We start from the raw sequence: 18936 nt of genomic DNA, 5'->3' as shown, positions 1-18936 counted from the left end.
TCCGCCCCCGATTCGAATTGGTGCCTGATGAACGACGAACGGTTCAGGCCTGCTGCAAGGCCCTGGCCTTGGCTGCTCGACGCCAGATCAAGCGACCCACGGTAATCAGCCAGTTGAGCGCGGCGACCGCCAGCACGGTCAGCAACAAAGTGGCCATCCCGTGTTCGACGATGATTTTCCCGGCGAGCAACGGAAAACCAAACACGCCGATGAAGTACGACAGGCTGAACAGCAGCAAGGCTTGCGCGGTGGTGCCGCTCGGCGCTTCGTTGGCGGCCAGGCCGTTGATCACCGAATAAGTCAGCCCGTAACCGACGCCGAGCATCACCGCTGCAAGAACGTAGCTGAAACCGTCATCGACCACGAAACCGAACATCACAATCGAGGCCATCATCAACCCGGACAGCAGGCAGGATGCCCGCAGCGGATCGCGCTTGACCACGATGCCGGCAATCAACATTCGACTGCTGATCGCGGCACTCATGAAGCCGAGGAAGAACAGCGAATAGTCGAGTGAGCGTGCTGCGGCGTAACTGGTCTGGAAGCTCGACAGCCCACCGAAAACACAGCCGCCCAAACCGACCATGATGATCGGCAACACCGCACGGGACGACAGCACTTGCGCTGTTGCGTGCCAGGAAATCCGCGACACCGCTGTCGACTGCACCGAGGCCGTTTTCAGTTGCCGATCCAGTCGCCAGAACAACAGCACACCAATCAAACTCGCCAGCGCGGCCAGGTAAAACGCCGCCGTCACCGGATAACCCAACGCACTCGCGGCGCGGCCCAGCAAAGGACCACTGCCAATGCCGGTCATCATGCTGCCCGACAGCAGCGCAAAGTATTTGGCCCGTTGGGCAGGTGTCACCAGGCTTGCAACGATGATCGGCCCCAAGGTGTAGAACACGCCCCAGCCCAACCCCAGCAGCAACCCGAAAAGCAACAGCAGATGGCCGAAGCCCGGAGTCAGCGCGAAGCCCAGGCTGGCAGCTACCAGCAATATGCCGAACAGCGCCACCGATCGCGCCGCACCGAGCAAGTCGGACAAGTGACCCGACACGATCACCGCCGCAAACGTGCTGAGCATCGCCGCTGAAATCACGCTGCCGGCATCGTGTTCGTTGCCGCCCCGTGAACCGATCAACAGCGACAGCAAAAACGTCGAGCCGTAGGACAGCGACAACAAATAGCTGGCGAGACAAAACAGGCCGAACAACTTGCTTGAAACGGGAGGTGTTGCGGTAGACATGACGCGGTTCCTTGACCGGATAAATGAGCGGCTATCCATCTAACCACGCGAGGCCTTGATGTTAGGTCCGAGGTTATCGATGCCAGGATCAGTAGCCACCGGAGTAACGCGATCAGATCTTGGTGGGAACACCCTGTAGCAGCCGAACGCAGGCTTCGCCAGCTGCTACATATTCCGTATGACGAAAACCCTGTGCCGACTTAGTATGGCGTTTTCAACCTCTGACAAGGCACGTCCATGACGATCGACATCCGCCCGGCAACCCCCAGTGACGCGCCGCAAATTCTCGCGTTCATCACTGAACTGGCCGACTACGAACGTGCCCGCCATGAAGTCATTGCCAGTGTCACCGACATCGAGCGCAGCCTGTTTAGCGAGGGCGCCACGGCCCATGGCCTGATCTGCCTGCGCGATGGCTTGCCGATCGGCTTTGCGGTGTTCTTCTTCAGTTATTCGACGTGGCTGGGCAGCAACTGCCTGTACCTCGAAGACCTCTACATCACCCCGGAACAACGCGGCGGCGGCGCGGGTAAAACCTTGCTGCGTCATCTGGCGAAAATCGCTTGCGCCAATGACTGCGGGCGTTTTGAGTGGAGCGTGCTGGAGTGGAATACCCCGGCCATCGAGTTCTACAAATCCCTGGGCGCGCAGCCGCAGGAGGAGTGGGTACGGTATCGCATGGATGGCGCCGTGCTGCGGGATTTCGCTGCGGGTAACTGAGTTTCGTTAAAAGATCGCAGCCTTCGGCAGCACCTACAAGGAATGACTTACACCCTGTAGACGCTGTCGAAGCCTGCGATTTTTTTACCTTGTCTCATAATATGGGATTGATATTTATATATTGAGATTTTCATGCGCGAGGGTTTATAGTCCGGCTCACTCACTGCCAAAAACCAAAACAGGTGAAGCGATGCTGGCGCAATTGATCGCGCTCGATTGGGGGACAACCTCATTACGTGCTTACAAACTTGCCGAAGGTGGCCAGGTGCTCGAACAGCGTTCGCTGTCGTCGGGGATCATGCAGTTGCCCAAGGCGCCGCGAATCATCAACGGTCGCGAATGCACCGACGGTTTTGAACTGGCTTTCGACGAGGCTTGCGGTGATTGGCTCGACGCTCAGCCCGACCTGCCAGTGATTGCCTGCGGCATGGTCGGCAGCGCCCAGGGCTGGCGCGAAGCGGCCTACTGCGACACCCCGGCAAACGTCGCGAACCTCGGAACTTCCCTGCAAACCGTGCGCAGTCTGCGTGGCGTCGATGTGTACATCGTGCCGGGTGTTATTCAACGTTCGCGCTTGCCGAACGTGATGCGCGGCGAAGAAACCCAGGTGCTCGGTGTTCTGCAAAACCTGAAAGGCGAGGCGGGCGCTGATGTGCTGATCGGCCTGCCGGGCAGTCATTCGAAATGGGTGGAAGTGGCCGACGGCTGCATCGTGCATTTCGATACCTTCATGACCGGCGAAGTCTTCGCCGTACTCAGCGAACACAGCATCCTGGGACGTACCCAGCAACGCGGCGGCTCTTTCGACGGCGAAGCCTTTGATCGCGGCGTGCAAGTGGCGTTGTCGGCGGACGGCGAAATCGGCGTGCTGTCGACCCTGTTCAGCGCCCGCAGCCTGGGGTTGACCGGCGAACTGAGCGGCGCTGCGCAACCGGACTACCTGTCCGGCCTGCTGATCGGCCATGAACTGTCGGCCCTGGCCAACGTTCAGCGTCGGCGACGCAACAGCGTTCATCTGCCGTCGGTCATTCTCATTGGCAATTCCCAACTCTGCACGCGATACAGCCGCGCCCTCGACGCTTGCGGCTTTGCTCGAGTGACCCTGGCCGAGCAGGCCACCGAACGCGGGTTGTGGCAACTGGCGCTGGCCGCCGGCCTGATCTCGCCCCATTCGTCCCGTTAAACCTGACTGGAGTCCTGACATGCTCAAACAAGCACTGGCGCAAAACGGTCTGATCGCGATCCTGCGTGGCCTGCAGCCGAAAGAAGCCGCCGCCATTGGAGAAGTCCTGTACGCGGCAGGGTTTCGCGTCATCGAAGTACCGCTCAACTCTCCTTTGCCGTACGAAAGTATCCGCATTCTGCGCGATACCTTGCCCGCCGATTGCCTGATCGGCGCGGGAACGGTGCTGACCCCGGAGCAGGTCGAGCAGGTGAAAGAGGCAGGCGGTCAGGTGATCGTCATGCCCCATAGCGATCCGAAGGTCCTGCGCGCAGCGAAAGCGGCGGGGCTGTATCTGTCACCGGGTGTCGCCACGCCGACCGAAGCCTTCGCGGCACTGGCCGAAGGTGCGGACGCACTGAAGATGTTTCCGGCCGAGCAGATGGGTCCAGCAGTCGTCAAAGCCTGGCTTGCGGTGTTGCCGGCCGGAACGATCCTGGCGCCGGTCGGCGGAATCACGCCGGACAACATGCAGGTCTTCATCGACGCCGGCGTCAAAGGCTTCGGCCTCGGCTCGGGCCTGTTCAAGCCGGGCATGACACCGGAGCAAGTGGCGGCCAATGCCAAGGCCTACGTCGCTGCCTGGAAAGCCCTTCGCTAAGACTTTTTTGGCGCTGCGAGCGCTGCATCTAACAAGAGAGACAAACAGATGAAAATCACCAAGCTGACCACCTTTATCGTTCCGCCGCGCTGGTGCTTCCTCAAGGTCGAAACCGACGAGGGCGTGACCGGTTGGGGCGAGCCCGTGGTCGAAGGCCGCGCCCACACTGTCGCCGCTGCCGTTGAAGAGTTGTCCGACTACCTGATCGGCAAAGACCCACGCAACATTGAAGACATCTGGACCGTGCTCTATCGCGGCGGTTTCTACCGTGGCGGCGCGATCCATATGAGCGCCCTGGCCGGTATCGACCAGGCGTTGTGGGACATCAAGGGCAAGGCGCTGGGCGTGTCGGTCAGTGACCTGTTGGGTGGTCAGGTGCGGGACAAGATCCGCGTCTATTCGTGGATCGGTGGCGACCGTCCGGCGGACACCGCTCGGGCAGCGAAAGAAGCGGTCAGTCGTGGTTTCACCGCCGTGAAAATGAACGGCACCGAAGAGCTGCAATTCCTCGACACCTTCGAAAAAGTCGACCTGGCCCTGGCTAACGTTGCCGCCGTGCGTGACGCGGTCGGGCCGAACATCGGCATCGGCGTGGACTTCCATGGCCGGGTGCACAAGCCGATGGCCAAGGTGCTGATGAAGGAACTCGACCCGTACAAACTGATGTTCATCGAAGAGCCGGTGCTCAGCGAAAACTACGAAGCGCTGAAGGAGTTGGCGCCGCTGACCAGCACACCGATCGCCTTGGGCGAGCGTTTGTTCTCGCGCTGGGATTTCAAGCGTGTGCTCAGTGAAGGCTACGTCGACATCATCCAGCCGGATGCGTCCCACGCCGGCGGCATCACCGAAACCCGCAAGATCGCCAACATGGCCGAAGCCTACGACGTGGCACTGGCGCTGCATTGCCCGCTGGGTCCGATTGCGCTGGCCGCGTGCCTTCAACTGGACGCGGCTTGCTACAACGCGTTCATCCAGGAACAGAGCCTGGGCATCCATTACAACGAGAGCAATGACCTGCTCGACTACGTCAAAGACCCACGGGTGTTCGACTACGACAAAGGTTTCGTGAAGATCCCGAACGGCCCGGGCCTGGGCATCGAGATCAACGAGGAATACGTGATCGAACGCGCCGCCGTCGGCCACCGCTGGCGCAACCCGATCTGGCGTCATGCCGATGGCAGTTTTGCCGAGTGGTGAGTGCTCCCTGATTCACCCTCTATCCCTGTGGGAGCCAGCCTGCTGGCGATTCGGTCGGTACATCCAGCATTGATGGTGACTGACACTCCGCCATCGCCAGCAGGCTGGCTCCCACAGTTTTGATCTCCATGAGCAGTGAGATCCGCGTTACTTGGTTTCGACCTCAATAAACATAAAAAGAGGCACCCTCTATGCAACCGCAAACCCTCACCGGGCAGGCGTCGTTGGCGGCGCCGAGCCGCAAGCGTTTTTTCATCATGGTCCTGCTGTTCATCACCGTGGTGATCAACTACCTGGACCGCAGCAACCTGTCGATAGCCGCGCCGGCGCTGACCAGCGATCTGGGTATCGACCCGATTCACGTCGGCCTGATTTTCTCCGCGTTCGGCTGGACTTACGCCGCCATGCAAATCCCCGGTGGCTGGCTGGTGGACCGCGTTCCGCCGCGCATCCTCTACACCGCGGCTCTACTGCTGTGGTCGATCGCCACGGTGATGCTCGGTTTCGCCGGCAGCTTCATCGCGCTGTTCGTCCTGCGTATGGCCGTCGGTGCTCTCGAAGCACCGGCCTATCCGATCAACAGCCGCGTGGTCACCACCTGGTTCCCTGAGCGAGAGCGCGCTACGGCCATCGGTTTCTACACCTCAGGGCAGTTCGTCGGCCTGGCGTTCCTGACGCCGGTACTGGCCTGGCTGCAGCACGAATTCGGCTGGCACATGGTGTTCGTCGCCACGGGCGCGGTGGGGATCATTTGGGCGGCAATCTGGTACGCGGTGTATCGCGAGCCACGGGATTTCAAGGGGGCCAACGAGGCTGAAATCGATCTGATCCGCGAAGGTGGCGGGCTGGTGGATATCCAGTCTGAGCAGGCCAAGGTCAAAGCCAAATTCAGCTGGACCGACCTGGGCATTGTCCTGACCAAGCGCAAACTCTGGGGTATTTACCTCGGCCAGTTCTGCCTCAACTCGACGCTGTGGTTCTTCCTGACGTGGTTCCCGACCTACCTGGTGAAATACCGCGGCATGGACTTCATCAAGTCTGGCTTGCTGGCATCGCTGCCGTTTCTTGCGGCATTTGTCGGCGTGCTGTGCTCCGGTTTCTTCTCGGACTTCCTGATCCGTCGCGGTTACACCGTAGGGTTTGCCCGCAAGTTGCCGATCATCAGCGGGTTGCTGATTTCCACATCGATCATCGGCGCCAACTTCGTCGAATCGACGCCGCTGGTGATTGCCTTTCTCGCGCTGGCGTTCTTCGGTAACGGGTTGGCCTCGATCACTTGGTCGCTGGTCTCGACGTTGGCTCCGGCACGTTTGCTCGGGCTGACCGGTGGCGTGTTCAACTTCATCGGCAACCTGTCGGCCATCGCCACGCCAATCGTGATCGGCTTCCTCGCCAGCGGTGATTCCTTTGCCCCGGCGATTACCTACATCTCGGTACTGGCGCTGATCGGTGCGCTGTCCTACATCTTGCTGGTGGGCAAGGTCGAGCGTATCAAGTTGTAGTCGTGGCACGCGGGCGACCATAATGCCGCCCGTTCACTCGCTCAACGGTAAAGGCTGGATATGCAGGAAGACGCCCCAAAAGTTGCCAAGGACGCCGCCCCGACCGGCACCCAGACACTGCTTCGCGGTTTGGGTGTGGTTCAGGCGGTGGCCAGCGGCGCCCGCGATCTCAAGGAAATCGCCCGGCTGATCGGCACCACGCGAAGCACCACCCATCGTCTGGCCAGTTGTCTGGTGGACGAGCGTTACCTGCGGGTGTTGCCGCAAGTGGGGTATCTGTTGGGGCCGAAGTTGATCGAACTGGGATTTCAGGCGCGTGAAGAGTTGCCGCTGGTGACCCTGGCCGGGCCATACCTGGACGAGCTGTCGGCATTGACAGGCGACACCATTCACCTGGCGATCCGTGAAGGCGATGAGGTGCTGTACCTGCACAAGAATCCCGGGCGCAACGGTCCGGAAATGCGTTCGCGGGTCGGCCATCGCATGCCGTTGGCGCGCACCGGGATCGGCAAGGCGCTGATGCTCGATGACTCGCCGCAAGAGTGGCAACGGCTGTACGAAGTCAGCCTGCCGGCGGGTGGGAAAAATCAGTTCTGGCCGCAGCACCCGGAGCAATCCTGGGAGCAGTTCCAGCAGCGCATGATCGAGTACGTGGCCGGCGGCTATGCCTTCGATCTGGAAGACAACGAACCGTCGATCCGTTGCGTGGCGGCGCCGATCCGTGATGCCAGCAAACGCATCGTCGCCGGCATCAGCATCGCCAGCACCGTGCCGTACATGCCGCTGGAAAAAATGGCCGAGCTGATTCCCCTGATCAAAGGGGTCACAGCCCGGCTGTCGGCGGAGCTTGGCCTCAAGGTTTAAACCTTGAGGGTCGCCATGTCGATGACGAAGCGGTACTTCACGTCACCGGCAATCATGCGGGCGTAAGCCTCGTTGATCTGGCGGATGTCGAGCATTTCGATGTCGCAGGTGATGTTGTGTTCGGCGCAGAAATCCAGCACTTCCTGGGTTTCGGCGATGCCGCCAATCAGTGAACCTGCCAACACGCGGCGGCCCAACACCAATTTGCCGGCATGCACCGGTGGCTCTACCGGCTCGATCAAACCCACCAGAATGTGCACGCCGTCGAAACGCAGTGTATCGAGGTAGGGATTGAGGTCGTGCTGCACCGGAATGGTGTCGAGCAGGAAGTCGAAATGGCCCGCGGCTGCCTTCATCTGTTCGGCATCGGTGGAGACAATGACATGATCCGCGCCCTGACGACGGCCTTCCTCGGCCTTGCTCGCCGAACGGGTGAACAGCGTCACTTCTGCACCCATCGCTTTGGCGAACTTGATGGCCATATGGCCCAAACCACCCATGCCGAGAATCCCGACCTTGTCACCAGCCTTTACGCCGTAGTGTTTGAGCGGCGAGTAGGTGGTGATGCCGGCGCAAAGAATGGGCGCGGCGCTGGCCAGATCGAGTTTCTCGGGGATGCGCACCACAAAGTGCTCGCTGACCACGATGCTGTCGGAGTAACCGCCCATGGTGTTGCTGCCATCCACGCGGTCCGGGGTGGCGTAAGTCATGGTCGGACCTTCGAGGCAATATTGCTCGAGGTTGGCCTGGCAGGCTTCGCAGTGGCGACACGAATCAACCATGCAGCCAACACCGACCAGATCGCCGACTTTGTGTTGGGTGACGTTCGCACCAATGGCTGTAACTTTTCCGACGATCTCATGGCCGGGCATCAGCGGGTAAACGGCGATGCCCCATTCGTTGCGGGCCTGATGGATGTCGGAATGGCAGACGCCGCAGTAGAGAATCTCGATCGCTACATCGTCGGGTCGTGGGCTGCGGCGTTCGAATTTCACAGGGGCGAGGGGAGTGCTGGCCGACTGGGCGGCATATCCGATGGCGGTGTACATGGTGAACCTCGCAAGAGCGGTGACGGGTGAGGTGGCGCATTCTGGGCGCCGAAACCTGCGCCGAAAATGACGATTCCTCCGGGTGTCATGCCTAATCCTCCGGCATGCGGGTGTCAGCCGTCGTATTGGCCAGCGGATCTGCGATGATGCTTTCATCCCTTTTTCCGCGACTTTTTTTGTGAAGATCACTGATGTTGTTGACCCGTCACCTTGATGCCAATGCCACGCTGGTTTCGCTGATCGAACCTTTGTCGACACGCGACGGTTTCGTCCCGACGGCGTTACCAGGCGTGCAGGTTTTACGAGCTACGCGTGATGTGGCCCGTGGACCGCAGATTTACGAACCGAGCCTGGTGATCATCGCCCAGGGCAGCAAACTCGCGTATCTCGGGCCTCGTACTCTGGAATACGGCGCCGGGCACTATCTGATTCAGGCGCTGCCGGTGCCGTTCGAATGTGAAACCTTTGCCGGACCGGACGGGCCGATGTTAGGGGTTTCCGTGGCCATCGATCGGGTGATGCTGGGAGAGCTGGTGATGGCGATGGGGTTAGCGCCGGGACGGCATATTCCGGCACAAACGCCGGAGTCCATGACCTCAGCGGTGCTCGACGATGCTATGCGTGGTTGTGTCGAGCGGCTGCTGCGTTGCCTGCACGATCCGCTGGAATGCCAGATCATGGGGCAAGCGCGTTTGCGGGAATTATTGTTCGTCGCCTTGCGTGGCCCGCAAGCCGATGTGTTGCGGGCACTGGTTGAGCAGCAGGGGCAATTTGCGCGGATCGCGGCCTCCCTCAGTCATCTGCATGCGCATTACACCGAGCCACTGAACGTCGAGACCCTGGCCAGTTGCGCGAACATGAGTGCGTCGACCTTCCACGAACATTTCAAGCGCAGCACCTTGCTGTCACCGGTGCAGTATTTGAAGCGTTTGCGCTTGCTGCGGGCGCAGCAGTTGTTGGTGGGTGAGGGTTTGGGTGTGGCGCAGGTGGCGCATCGGGTCGGGTATCAGAGCACGTCGCAGTTCAGTCGCGAGTACAAACGCTACTTTGAGCGCAATCCCGGAGAGGAGCGCGCTGCCTGATCCACCGAAAATCCCCTTGGGTTGAATCCGGGGCAACAAAAAGGCCCCCATTTCGGGAGCCTTGATGTTCTGGCGTTCGGCTTACATGTTCGGGTAAGTCGGGCCGCCGGCGCCTTCCGGCGTCACCCAGGTGATGTTCTGTGCAGGGTCCTTGATGTCGCAGGTCTTGCAGTGAACGCAGTTCTGGGCGTTGATCTGGAAGCGCTTCTCGCCGTCTTCCCTGGTGACCACTTCGTACACGCCGGCCGGGCAGTAACGCTGGGCCGGCTCATCGTACAGCGGCAGGTTCTTACTGATCGGGATGCTTGGATCGGTCAGCTTCAGGTGGCACGGCTGCTCTTCTTCGTGGTTGGTCCCGGAGATGAACACCGAGCTCAGTTTGTCGAAGCTGAGCTTGCCGTCCGGTTTCGGGTAGTCGATCTTCTTGCAGTCGGCCGCCAGTTTCAGGCAAGCGTAATCCGGCTTGGTGTCGTGCAGGGTGAACGGCAGTTTGCCGCCGAAGATGTTCTGGTCCAGCCAGTTGAAACCACCGCCGACGATAGCGCCGAACTTGTGGATCGCCGGGCCGAAGTTACGGCTGGCGAACAGTTCTTCGTGCAGCCAGCTGTTCTTGAACGCGTCGACGTAGGAGGTCAGTTCTTCAGTACCGTCCTTGTCAGCGAACAGCGCGTCAGCCACGGATTCAGCGGCGAGCATGCCGGACTTCATCGCCGTGTGGCTGCCTTTGATCTTGGCGAAGTTCAGGGTGCCGAGGTCGCAACCGATCAGCGCGCCGCCCTTGAAGACCATTTTCGGCAGTGAGTTCAAGCCGCCCTTGCAGATGGCGCGTGCGCCGTAGCTGATGCGCTTGCCGCCTTCCAGGTACTGAGCAAGCACCGGGTGATGCTTGAGGCGCTGGAACTCGTCGAACGGCGACAGATAAGTGTTGCTGTAGGACAGATCGACGATCAGGCCGACGACAACCTGATTGTTTTCCAGGTGATAGAGGAACGAGCCGCCGGTGTTCTCGGTGCCCATGATGTCCATCGGCCAACCGGCGGTGTGGACCACCAGGCCTGGCTGGTGCTTGGCCGGGTCGACTTCCCAGATTTCTTTCAGGCCGATGCCGTAGTGCTGCACGTCGGAATCGTTGTCGAGGTTGAAGCGCTTGATCAGCTGTTTGCCGATGTGGCCACGGCAACCTTCGGCGAACAGCGTGTACTTGCCACGCAGTTCCATGCCCGGGGTGTACAGGCCTTCTTTCGGATTGCCTTCGCGGTCTACGCCCAGATCACCGGTGATGATCCCGCGAACGATGCCGTTTTCGTCGAACAGCGCTTCCTGAGCGGCGAAGCCCGGGTAGATTTCCACACCCAGGTTTTCGGCCTGCTGAGCCAGCCAGCGGCACAGGTTGCCCAGGGAGATGATGTAGTTGCCTTCGTTGTGCATGGTCTTGGGCACAAAGAAATCAGGAATTTTCTGCGCGCTTTCAGCGTTCTTCAGAACGAAGATGTCATCGCGCGTGACCGGCGTATTCAGCGGTGCGCCGAGTTCTTTCCAGTCCGGGAACAGTTCGTTCAGGGCCCGTGGTTCGAACACGGCACCGGACAGGATGTGAGCACCGACTTCGGAGCCTTTTTCGACCACGCAGACGCTGATTTCCTTACCGGCTTCAGCAGCCTTCTGCTTCAAGCGGCAGGCGGCGGAAAGACCCGCGGGGCCGGCACCGACGATGACCACGTCGAATTCCATGTATTCGCGTTCCACAGGTTATCTCCTACTCAAGGCTCAACAGTTTTTTTCTAATTTTTGAGGTTTGGTGTCGCATCCATGAATCCCAGCGCAACGTCGGGAGCGGACAATCGATCAACCACCTTTCTCTTTGGGTGGCGCATTATATCTACACCACTCTCAAGGTCCAATACAAACGTTTGTTTGAATTGGCTCAAACCCAGAGAAATCAAAGTCACGCGGCTTATGAACGGCTATTTTGCCGTATTGACCGGAATAGGTGTTCCGGTCAAGATACGGGCGGTTTTGCGCTCGCCGTAGGCTGACTGTTGGTTTCAAGAGCACCTCTAAAGACAGGGCGATGGCAGTAGAAAGTGATGCGCCGCGCGGGTTTGGCGCGCAGTTTACACGTCGTGATATTGAATGACTCGTCAGTCACTCCTGACGAACGGTCATCAGCATCATGAGCGAGGCTCACTTGACACATTTGCCGGCGTTTTTGGAGGTGCCCTTGCGCCCGATGAGCATCAACCGCCAGGTTCGCCTAGGCGACTTTCTTTTCACCGGAGAGTAACGAGGAATCCATGAAGGTTCTTGTAGCTGTCAAACGCGTTGTGGATTACAACGTCAAGGTCCGCGTCAAGGCGGACAATTCCGGCGTCGATCTTGCCAACGTCAAGATGTCGATGAACCCGTTCTGCGAGATCGCAGTGGAAGAAGCCGTACGCCTGAAAGAGAAAGGTGTTGCGACTGAAATCGTCGTCGTCTCCGTCGGCCCGTCCACCGCTCAAGAGCAACTGCGCACCGCGCTGGCTCTGGGTGCCGACCGCGCCATCCTCGTCGAATCCGCCGAAGATTTGACTTCCCTGGCTGTTGCCAAACTGTTGAAGGCTGTTGTCGACAAGGAACAGCCTCAGCTGGTGATCCTTGGCAAACAAGCCATCGACAGCGACAACAACCAGACTGGCCAGATGCTCGCTGCATTGAGCGGCTACGGTCAGGGCACGTTCGCTTCGAAAGTCGAAATCATCGGCGACAGCGTTGCTGTAACCCGCGAAATCGACGGCGGCGCGCAGACAGTTTCCCTGAAACTGCCGGCCATCGTCACCACCGACCTACGTTTGAACGAGCCGCGCTACGCGTCTCTGCCAAACATCATGAAAGCCAAGAAGAAGCCTCTCGAAGTGCTGACTCCGGACGCTTTGGGCGTTTCCACCGCCTCCACCAACAAGACCGTGAAAGTCGAAGCGCCTGCTGCACGCAGCGCGGGTATCAAGGTCAAGTCGGTGGCTGAACTGGTCGAGAAACTGAAAAACGAAGCGAAGGTAATCTAAATGACTATCTTGGTTATTGCTGAACACGACAACAAAGTGCTGGCTCCGGCCACGCTGAACACTGTTGCTGCCGCTGCCAAAATCGGTGGCGACATCCACGTTCTGGTTGCTGGCCAGGGCGCTGGCGCCGTGGCTGAAGCCGCAGCGAAAATCGCTGGCGTGAGCAAAGTCCTGAACGCTGACAATGCCGCTTACGCGCATCAGCTGCCGGAAAACGTCGCTCCTCTGGTTGCAGAGTTGGGCAAGGGCTACAGCCACATCCTGGCTGCCGCGACTTCCAACGGCAAAAACATCCTGCCGCGCGTTGCCGCTGCACTGGACGTTGACCAGATCTCCGAGATCATCTCGGTAGAAAGCGCTGACACCTTCAAGCGTCCGATCTACGCCGGTAACGCCATCGCTACCGTTCAGTCGAACGCTGCAGTGAAAGTGATCACCGTGCGCGCCACCGGTTTCGACCCGGTTGCTGCTGAAGGTGGTTCCGCTTCGGTTGAAGCCGTTGCTGCTGCTCACGACGCTGGCATCTCCAGCTTCGTCGGCGAAGAACTGGCCAAGTCCGATCGTCCGGAACTGACCGCTGCCAAGATCGTCGTTTCCGGCGGTCGCGGCATGCAGAACGGCGACAACTTCAAACACCTGTACGCCCTGGCCGACAAGCTGGGCGCAGCCGTGGGTGCTTCCCGCGCCGCGGTCGACGCAGGTTTTGTTCCGAACGACATGCAGGTCGGTCAGACCGGCAAGATCGTTGCGCCACAGCTGTACATCGCCGTCGGTATCTCCGGCGCGATCCAGCACCTGGCCGGCATGAAAGACTCCAAAGTGATCGTTGCGATCAACAAGGACGAAGAAGCGCCGATCTTCCAGGTGGCCGATTACGGCCTGGTGGCTGACTTGTTCGAAGCCATCCCTGAGCTGGAGAAGCTGGTCTAATCCGGCTGCTTCACTTATAAAGAGCCCGGCCTTTTGGTCGGGTTTTTTTTTGGTGCGCCAGGCATGGCGCGTTGCGCGAAGCGCAACCAGCTTGGCTGTGGTGGTCATGCTGGTGACTTGGAGGTGAAAGTCCTCTACACACCCGGCAAGGGGAAGTGTTAGCCAGAGGCAAGGGTGTCGCGGGCGACTGCGAATCTGAAGGAAGCCCGAGGCAAAATGCTGGCCTGACGAACAGGAAGCGGATTAGGCGGTGCAGCGGGGTAAGAAGGCCAATATCTTCAAAGCCCAATACTTGCACGGAACGCTGTGACGTAGATCCGACAGGCATAAGCAGGAAGGTCGCGCGAATTACCCTGGGAGATCTGTATAGCCTGCCATGTGCTACCGGCGTCGCGAGATGACGGGATGGGCGACAGAAGTCAGCAGAGGCCGTAGTAGTTGCTCGACACCGGAGTAACGAAGGGCTGAACCTGCCATGAGTGGATAGTCGGGTGTGATCTCTGTTGGAGCGTAAAGCAGAAACACCGCATAGCGGGGGTCGAGACCATCAGGAGGTAGGAGCCGGAAGCTCCGAGGGCCGGTCTGGGCGCTTAGATACCACAGGCGACACATCAACGGAACCAAGCTCGCTGACGTTGTATGTCAGTAGGCAGGAACCGCCGTATACGGAACCGTATGTACGGTGGTGTGAGAGGACGGCGGGGGCAACCCCGCCTCCTACTCGATCTTTTTTTTCCCTGTAGGAGCAAGCCTGCAGGACATAAACGGTCTTAACGGGAGTGTATTGCCATGGATCTGCGTCTTGCTTGGAGCTTGCTGGGATTGGCGCTGTTGCCGACGTTGTCTATCGCAGCGGGCAAATGCGAACGCCTGGTGGTGACCGGCAGCCCGGATGCACCTCCGTATCTATGGCAAGACCCGCAAAGTCCCAAGCACTTGATCGGCGCCAGTGCCGATCTGTTGCAGCAAGTAGCGGGGGAGTTGGGGCTGAAGGTCGAACTGCTTTACGCCGGTAAACGCTCCCAAGCCCTGGACGAGGTGCGCAGTGGCCGCATGGATATGCTGGCCGACGCCAGCTTGACGGTCAGTGAGCTGGAGTCCCTGGACTACATTCATCCACCGTTGCTGGAAAACGATTACCTGGTCTGGACCCGTAAAGACTCGCCACTGGTCTACAACGACGTGCAGGACCTGCACGGCCATCCCGGCGCCTTGTCGGAAAAGTCTCGATTGACCCCAGCATTCGGCACATTCGCCGATCAGCAATTGTCCCTCACCCGTACCCCCAATCTCACCCAGGCCTTTCAGAAATTGCTCTTGGGCGAAGTGGAATTTGTCCTGGCCGGACGCTACTCGGGGATGGCAGTGGCGCAGACACTGGGCATGGCCAATGACTTGATCGCTCGTGCGCAACCGGTCGACAAGCCGGGGTTGTTTCTGGCGCTTTCCCACAACTCCGCCTGCAACGATCCGTGGTTGCGCGGACAGTTGGCCAAAAAGATGACAGAATTGCCCGCGTCCGGACTGACGGAGGCTGTACTGCAACGCAATATCGAGCGTTGGAACGCGCAGCAGAAGCAACCTGTCAGTGCCCCAAAACAGTAGGGATTTTTTGTGAGTATTCGACCTCTTTTCGCTGCCCTGGCCATTCTGGCTCTGGCGGGTTGTGCAGCCGATCCGGCGCCGAATGAACAAATGCGCCTGACCGCTCAGGCCGTCGAGCAAGCCAAGGCTGTTGGCGCTACCGCCGATGAAGTGCCGGAAATGAAACTGGCAGAAGACAAATACAACCGGGCCAAGGGCAGCATGGCTGACCAGTCTTACAAGAACGCGCGGATGCGGGCCGAGCAGGCCGAGCTGGATGCGCGTCTGGCTGAAGCCCGGGTCCTGACCCTCAAGAGCGAGGAACAGCTGAACGTGCTCAATACCCGCATCGCCCGCCTGCGCAAGCAATTGGGAGACGCCCAATGAGCCTCAAGTCCACAGTCATCGGTGGTTTGCTCCTGATGGGCTGCGCGAGTCTTTATGGCTGTGCCGGTCAACGCAGCGAGACCGCATTGCAACAAGCCGGTACCGACTTCCAGAAGGTCAAGGAAGACTCCAACGTATTGCGTATCGCCCCCAAGGACGTGATTCGCGCCGGTGAATCCCTGGCGCGTGCCGATCGTTTGTCCAGCTACTGGGGCAGCGGTTCGGATGTGGCGCATTACGCTTACCTGAGTCAGCGCTACAGCGAAATCGCCCGGGAGCACACCAATCAGGTGCTCAACGAGGAGCGCGCCGCGAAACTCGAACTGGAGCGTCAGCGCCTGCAATTGGCCTTGCGTGAATCCAAGCTGCTCAGCGTGCAACAGCAGGGCAAGTGGATCGAAGAGCAGATTGTGGCGCTGGCCACCACCCAGACTGACCGCGGTCTGGTGATGACCTTGGGCGATGTACTGTTTGACACCGGTGAAGCGGAACTGAAAAGTTCGGCCAACCGCGTGGTCCTGAAGATCGTGCAGTTCCTGCAGCTCAACCCCAAGCGTGTGGTGCGTATCGAAGGTTATGCCGACAGTACCGGCGGTAAACAGGAAAACCTCAAGTTGTCCCGTGACCGTGCGCAGTCAGTGGCGGATGTGTTGATGGACTTGGGGATCGACGACAAACGCATTCAGGTCGAAGGCTACGGCGATGAATACCCGGTGGATGCCAACGCTTCCGAGCGTGGACGCGCACAGAACCGCCGGGTGGAAATTGTGTTCTCCGACGAAAAAGGCCAGCTCGGCGCCGCCCGCTAAGGGTTGCGTCGCTGGAAAGCCCGGCCTGCCCGACAGCGCCGGGTTTTTTTATGCCTGCCGATTACCGCACAAAACAGTACAGTTTTTGCTGACACTGCACTGTACTGTCGACTATTGTGGCAACTGTCCCAGTACACTTCTAAACTGTTCCGGTATTGTTTCACACAAGAATAAAATGCCCGTGAAATCGAGTGCTGCGTCATGACCAATCTCTTGCTTTACCAACGTATTGCTCAGCAACTGGCTGAAGACATCCGCCGTGGTGTCTATCAACCGGGCGAGCGCGTGCCCTCGGTGCGCAAGATGAGTTCGCAGCTCAACGTCAGCCATGCCACGGTTTTACAGGCGTATGCCAATCTTGAAGATCAAGGGCTGATCCGTGCCCGGCCTCAGTCGGGCTACTACGTACACCAGACCCCGGCACTGACTGCGCCGACTCCGGATATCGCCCGGGTTGAGCGTCCGGGCCTGGTCACCCGCAGCAGCATCATTCAACAGGTTCTGGTCGAGTCCCGCCGTGAAGGTGTTTTCCCGTTGGGCGCTGCGGTGCCGAGCGTCGACTATCTGCCGGTGCGGGCGCTGCACCAGCAGTTGGCCAAAGTCACCCGTTTCCACAGCCCGCGTGCCTTCAGCTACATGTTCAGCCCCGGTTTCGAGCCGCTGCGCCGACAAGTGGCGATCCGCATGCGTGATGCCGGCGTGGTGGTCGACCCGTCGGAAGTGGTGATCACCCATGGCTGTGTCGATGCCTTGCAGATGTCTCTGCGGGTGCTGACCCGGCCGGGTGATCTGATCGCGGCCGAATCGCCGACCTATTACGGTCTGCTGCAACTGGCCGATCTGTTGGGGCTCAAGGTCATCGAAATCCCCAGCGATCCTGCTACGGGCATGAGCCTCGAAGCCCTGCAACTGGCGGCCAACCAGTGGTCGATCAAGGCGCTGGTGCTGACCACGCGTCTGAGCAACCCATTGGGCGGCACCATGCCCGAAGAGCGGCAGAAGCAACTGTTGCGGCTGGCGTCGGATTTCGACATCCAGGTTGTCGAGGACGATATCTACGGCGAACTGATGTTCGAGCAGGGCCGCACCAAGGCGCTCAAGGCCTACGATCGGTTGGATCGGGTGATCTATTGCTCGAGTTTCTCCAAGACCCTGTCGCCGGGAGTGCGCATTGGCTGGATGATTGCCGGCAAGTACCAGCAGGAAATCCAGCGCCTGCAGACCTTCAGTACTCATTCGGCCTGCAGCGTCACGCAAATGGGCATTGCCGCCTATCTGGAAAACGGTGGTTACGACCGGCATTTGCGATTCATCCGTCAGGAATACCGCAAGAACCTCAGCGCCTTCCAGTTGGCGGTGCAGCAATATTTCCCCGAAGGCACGCAAATGACGCGACCCACCGGTGGCTTCATTTTGTGGGTGAGCCTGCCGGGAAGGGTCAATACCCAGGAATTGCATGTGCGCGCACTGCAACAGGGCATCAGCATTGCGCCGGGGCTGATTTTCAGTAACACCGAGCAATTCAATCACTGCATCCGGTTGAACTGCGGCATCCCGTGGAATCGTGAAGCTGAGCGGGCATTGATGACCTTGGGCATGCTGGCCACCCAGCTTTGCCAGGAGATGGCCGGCGGCTTTTGAAGGGGCGGGCAGGTTAATCCTGCCCGCGCTTGTCATGACGCCTGCAACAGGCGAGCATATGGCCCCGCTGTCGATTGCGCGATATGCGCCGTTGGATCCATGAAATCGATTTTTTCTGCCACCTGTCTGTTGATCTGCCTGTTCATCAGCGCTCAGCCGGTATCCATTCTGGCCGCCTCTGCTCAAGAAAAACCGACAGCGAGCACCCCATCGAAAAAAGCGGCGCCCGCGAAAAAAACTGCACCAGTGAAAAAGAAAGCGGCTGTGGTGAAAAAGCGCCCGCCGATTGCCTCCAAGTCGAAACCGGCCAGTGAAGTGGTGAAAACCCAACTCCCTTCCGCCGACCTGGATCTGAGCCTGCCCAAGGATATGGTTGAGGAGCTTGACCCCGTCGGTACTGTGCCGTTGCCCAAGCGCGACCCCGTGTTGCCGCAGATGTTCGGTGACAAAAGCAGCCAGTTCCAGCTCAACGGTCGTTTGATCAGCAACGAAATGCAGTTGCAGTTACGCAATGAAGAACGCCATGAAGTCGAGGGTGCGGCACTGGAGTTTGAGTTCAAGCGATAAGTCGACTCTATTCGCAACCCGCTGGGTAGGCGCTTTGTTGGAGACTGCCCGGTCACAGCCGTTTGCAGGTAAAAACCCGTGGTGCGGTAATTTAAAACAACTGTTTTAGCGGTTACTCTGTGCCCCGTCCTTTAATACATCGCCCGTCGCGAGGAGCTCGTCGTCATGAAATGCCGTGAAGGCTGTGGCGCCTGTTGCATTGCCCCATCCATCAGTTCACCCATTCCCGGTATGCCCAACGGCAAAGCCGCCGGGGAACGTTGCCTGCAATTGTCTGCCGATAACCTGTGCAACATTTTCGGTCAACCGGAGCGTCCAGCGGTGTGCTCGGCATTTGAAGCCGACCCTGAAGTGTGTGGAAGCAGCAGCGAAGAAGCGATCCGGCTGATTGGCTGGTGGGAGCAAATGACCGCCGCGTGATGTGTGGGATTGCACCTGCGATCACCTCCGAAAAACCTGAAGGTGATCGCAGGTGCAATCCCAACGAA

Annotated in this window: 18 protein-coding genes; 15 read left to right on the top strand and 3 right to left on the bottom strand. The window is 59.4% G+C overall.

Annotated elements, in window-relative coordinates; translation table 11 throughout:
* Positions 1-43 precede the first annotated feature (43 nt).
* Complete coding sequence (locus tag ACNYC6_RS05645; RefSeq protein ID WP_419711458.1) at positions 44-1249, bottom strand: MFS transporter; 1206 nt, start codon at positions 1247-1249, stop codon at positions 44-46.
* Positions 1250-1486: 237 nt separating this feature from the next.
* Here ACNYC6_RS05645 and ACNYC6_RS05640 point away from each other — a divergent pair, with 237 nt between their 5' ends.
* The 6 genes from ACNYC6_RS05640 (at position 1487) to ACNYC6_RS05615 (ending at position 7355) form a co-directional block, all read left to right on the top strand.
* Positions 1487-1969, top strand: coding sequence for an N-acetyltransferase family protein (locus tag ACNYC6_RS05640; protein WP_419711457.1), 483 nt, complete (start codon positions 1487-1489; stop codon positions 1967-1969).
* Positions 1970-2159: 190 nt separating this feature from the next.
* Positions 2160-3152, top strand: a complete 993-nt coding sequence (locus tag ACNYC6_RS05635; RefSeq protein ID WP_419711456.1) for a 2-dehydro-3-deoxygalactonokinase — start codon at positions 2160-2162, stop codon at positions 3150-3152.
* 19 nt (positions 3153-3171) lie between these two features.
* Complete coding sequence (locus tag ACNYC6_RS05630) at positions 3172-3792, top strand: 2-dehydro-3-deoxy-6-phosphogalactonate aldolase (protein ID WP_419711455.1); 621 nt, start codon at positions 3172-3174, stop codon at positions 3790-3792.
* Positions 3793-3840: 48 nt separating this feature from the next.
* A complete protein-coding gene (gene dgoD / locus ACNYC6_RS05625) occupies positions 3841-4989 on the top strand; it encodes a galactonate dehydratase (RefSeq protein WP_419711454.1) in 1149 nt (382 codons plus the stop codon).
* Positions 4990-5180: 191 nt separating this feature from the next.
* Positions 5181-6491 (top strand): MFS transporter, encoded by a 1311-nt coding sequence (locus tag ACNYC6_RS05620; protein WP_419711453.1) that lies wholly within the window; start codon positions 5181-5183, stop codon positions 6489-6491.
* Between the two features lie 60 nt (positions 6492-6551).
* Positions 6552-7355 carry an IclR family transcriptional regulator gene (locus tag ACNYC6_RS05615; RefSeq protein WP_419711452.1) on the top strand — a complete coding sequence of 268 codons (804 nt, stop codon included), beginning with the start codon at positions 6552-6554 and terminating at the stop codon, positions 7353-7355.
* Here the strand turns inward: ACNYC6_RS05615 and ACNYC6_RS05610 are convergent.
* Entirely contained in the window at positions 7352-8404 is a 1053-nt protein-coding gene (locus tag ACNYC6_RS05610) for an NAD(P)-dependent alcohol dehydrogenase (RefSeq protein ID WP_419711451.1), read from the bottom strand. The two genes, ACNYC6_RS05615 and ACNYC6_RS05610, sit on opposite strands and share 4 nt — an antisense overlap.
* A 191-nt stretch (positions 8405-8595) precedes the next feature.
* Between ACNYC6_RS05610 and ACNYC6_RS05605 the strand changes: the two genes are divergently transcribed.
* Complete coding sequence (locus ACNYC6_RS05605) at positions 8596-9486, top strand: AraC family transcriptional regulator (protein ID WP_419711450.1); 891 nt, start codon at positions 8596-8598, stop codon at positions 9484-9486.
* An 81-nt stretch (positions 9487-9567) separates the two neighbouring features.
* On the opposite strand, the gene ACNYC6_RS05600 is transcribed toward ACNYC6_RS05605, so the two are convergent.
* Positions 9568-11232 (bottom strand): electron transfer flavoprotein-ubiquinone oxidoreductase, encoded by a 1665-nt coding sequence (locus ACNYC6_RS05600; RefSeq protein ID WP_419711449.1) that lies wholly within the window; start codon positions 11230-11232, stop codon positions 9568-9570.
* A gap of 548 nt (positions 11233-11780) precedes the next feature.
* On the opposite strand from ACNYC6_RS05600, the gene ACNYC6_RS05595 reads away from it, so the two are divergent.
* From ACNYC6_RS05595 to ACNYC6_RS05560, 8 genes are all read left to right on the top strand, one after another.
* Positions 11781-12530, top strand: coding sequence for an electron transfer flavoprotein subunit beta/FixA family protein (locus ACNYC6_RS05595; RefSeq protein ID WP_419711448.1), 750 nt, complete (start codon positions 11781-11783; stop codon positions 12528-12530).
* The gene (locus ACNYC6_RS05590; RefSeq protein WP_419711447.1) at positions 12531-13460 is read left to right on the top strand and encodes an electron transfer flavoprotein subunit alpha/FixB family protein; all 930 of its coding nucleotides are present in this window, start codon (positions 12531-12533) and stop codon (positions 13458-13460) included. It abuts the gene before it with no gap.
* 789 nt (positions 13461-14249) lie between these two features.
* Complete coding sequence (locus tag ACNYC6_RS05585; protein ID WP_419711446.1) at positions 14250-15065, top strand: substrate-binding periplasmic protein; 816 nt, start codon at positions 14250-14252, stop codon at positions 15063-15065.
* Between the two features lie 9 nt (positions 15066-15074).
* Positions 15075-15431, top strand: a complete 357-nt coding sequence (locus ACNYC6_RS05580; protein WP_419711445.1) for a DUF4398 domain-containing protein — start codon at positions 15075-15077, stop codon at positions 15429-15431.
* The gene (locus ACNYC6_RS05575; protein WP_419711444.1) at positions 15428-16240 is read left to right on the top strand and encodes an OmpA family protein; all 813 of its coding nucleotides are present in this window, start codon (positions 15428-15430) and stop codon (positions 16238-16240) included. The genes ACNYC6_RS05580 and ACNYC6_RS05575 overlap by 4 nt, the downstream gene beginning before the upstream one ends.
* Positions 16241-16441: 201 nt before the next feature.
* A complete protein-coding gene (locus tag ACNYC6_RS05570; RefSeq protein WP_419711443.1) occupies positions 16442-17881 on the top strand; it encodes a PLP-dependent aminotransferase family protein in 1440 nt (479 codons plus the stop codon).
* A gap of 99 nt (positions 17882-17980) precedes the next feature.
* The gene (locus ACNYC6_RS05565; RefSeq protein WP_419711442.1) at positions 17981-18448 is read left to right on the top strand and encodes a translation initiation factor 2; all 468 of its coding nucleotides are present in this window, start codon (positions 17981-17983) and stop codon (positions 18446-18448) included.
* Positions 18449-18613: 165 nt separating this feature from the next.
* The gene (locus ACNYC6_RS05560; RefSeq protein WP_419711441.1) at positions 18614-18868 is read left to right on the top strand and encodes a YkgJ family cysteine cluster protein; all 255 of its coding nucleotides are present in this window, start codon (positions 18614-18616) and stop codon (positions 18866-18868) included.
* The last annotated feature ends 68 nt before the right edge of the window (positions 18869-18936 follow it).

The sequence above is a fragment of the Pseudomonas sp. NFX224 genome, assembly GCF_048565165.1.
Lineage (GTDB): Bacteria > Pseudomonadota > Gammaproteobacteria > Pseudomonadales > Pseudomonadaceae > Aquipseudomonas.
This window is presented reverse-complemented; position numbering and strand designations above follow the sequence as displayed.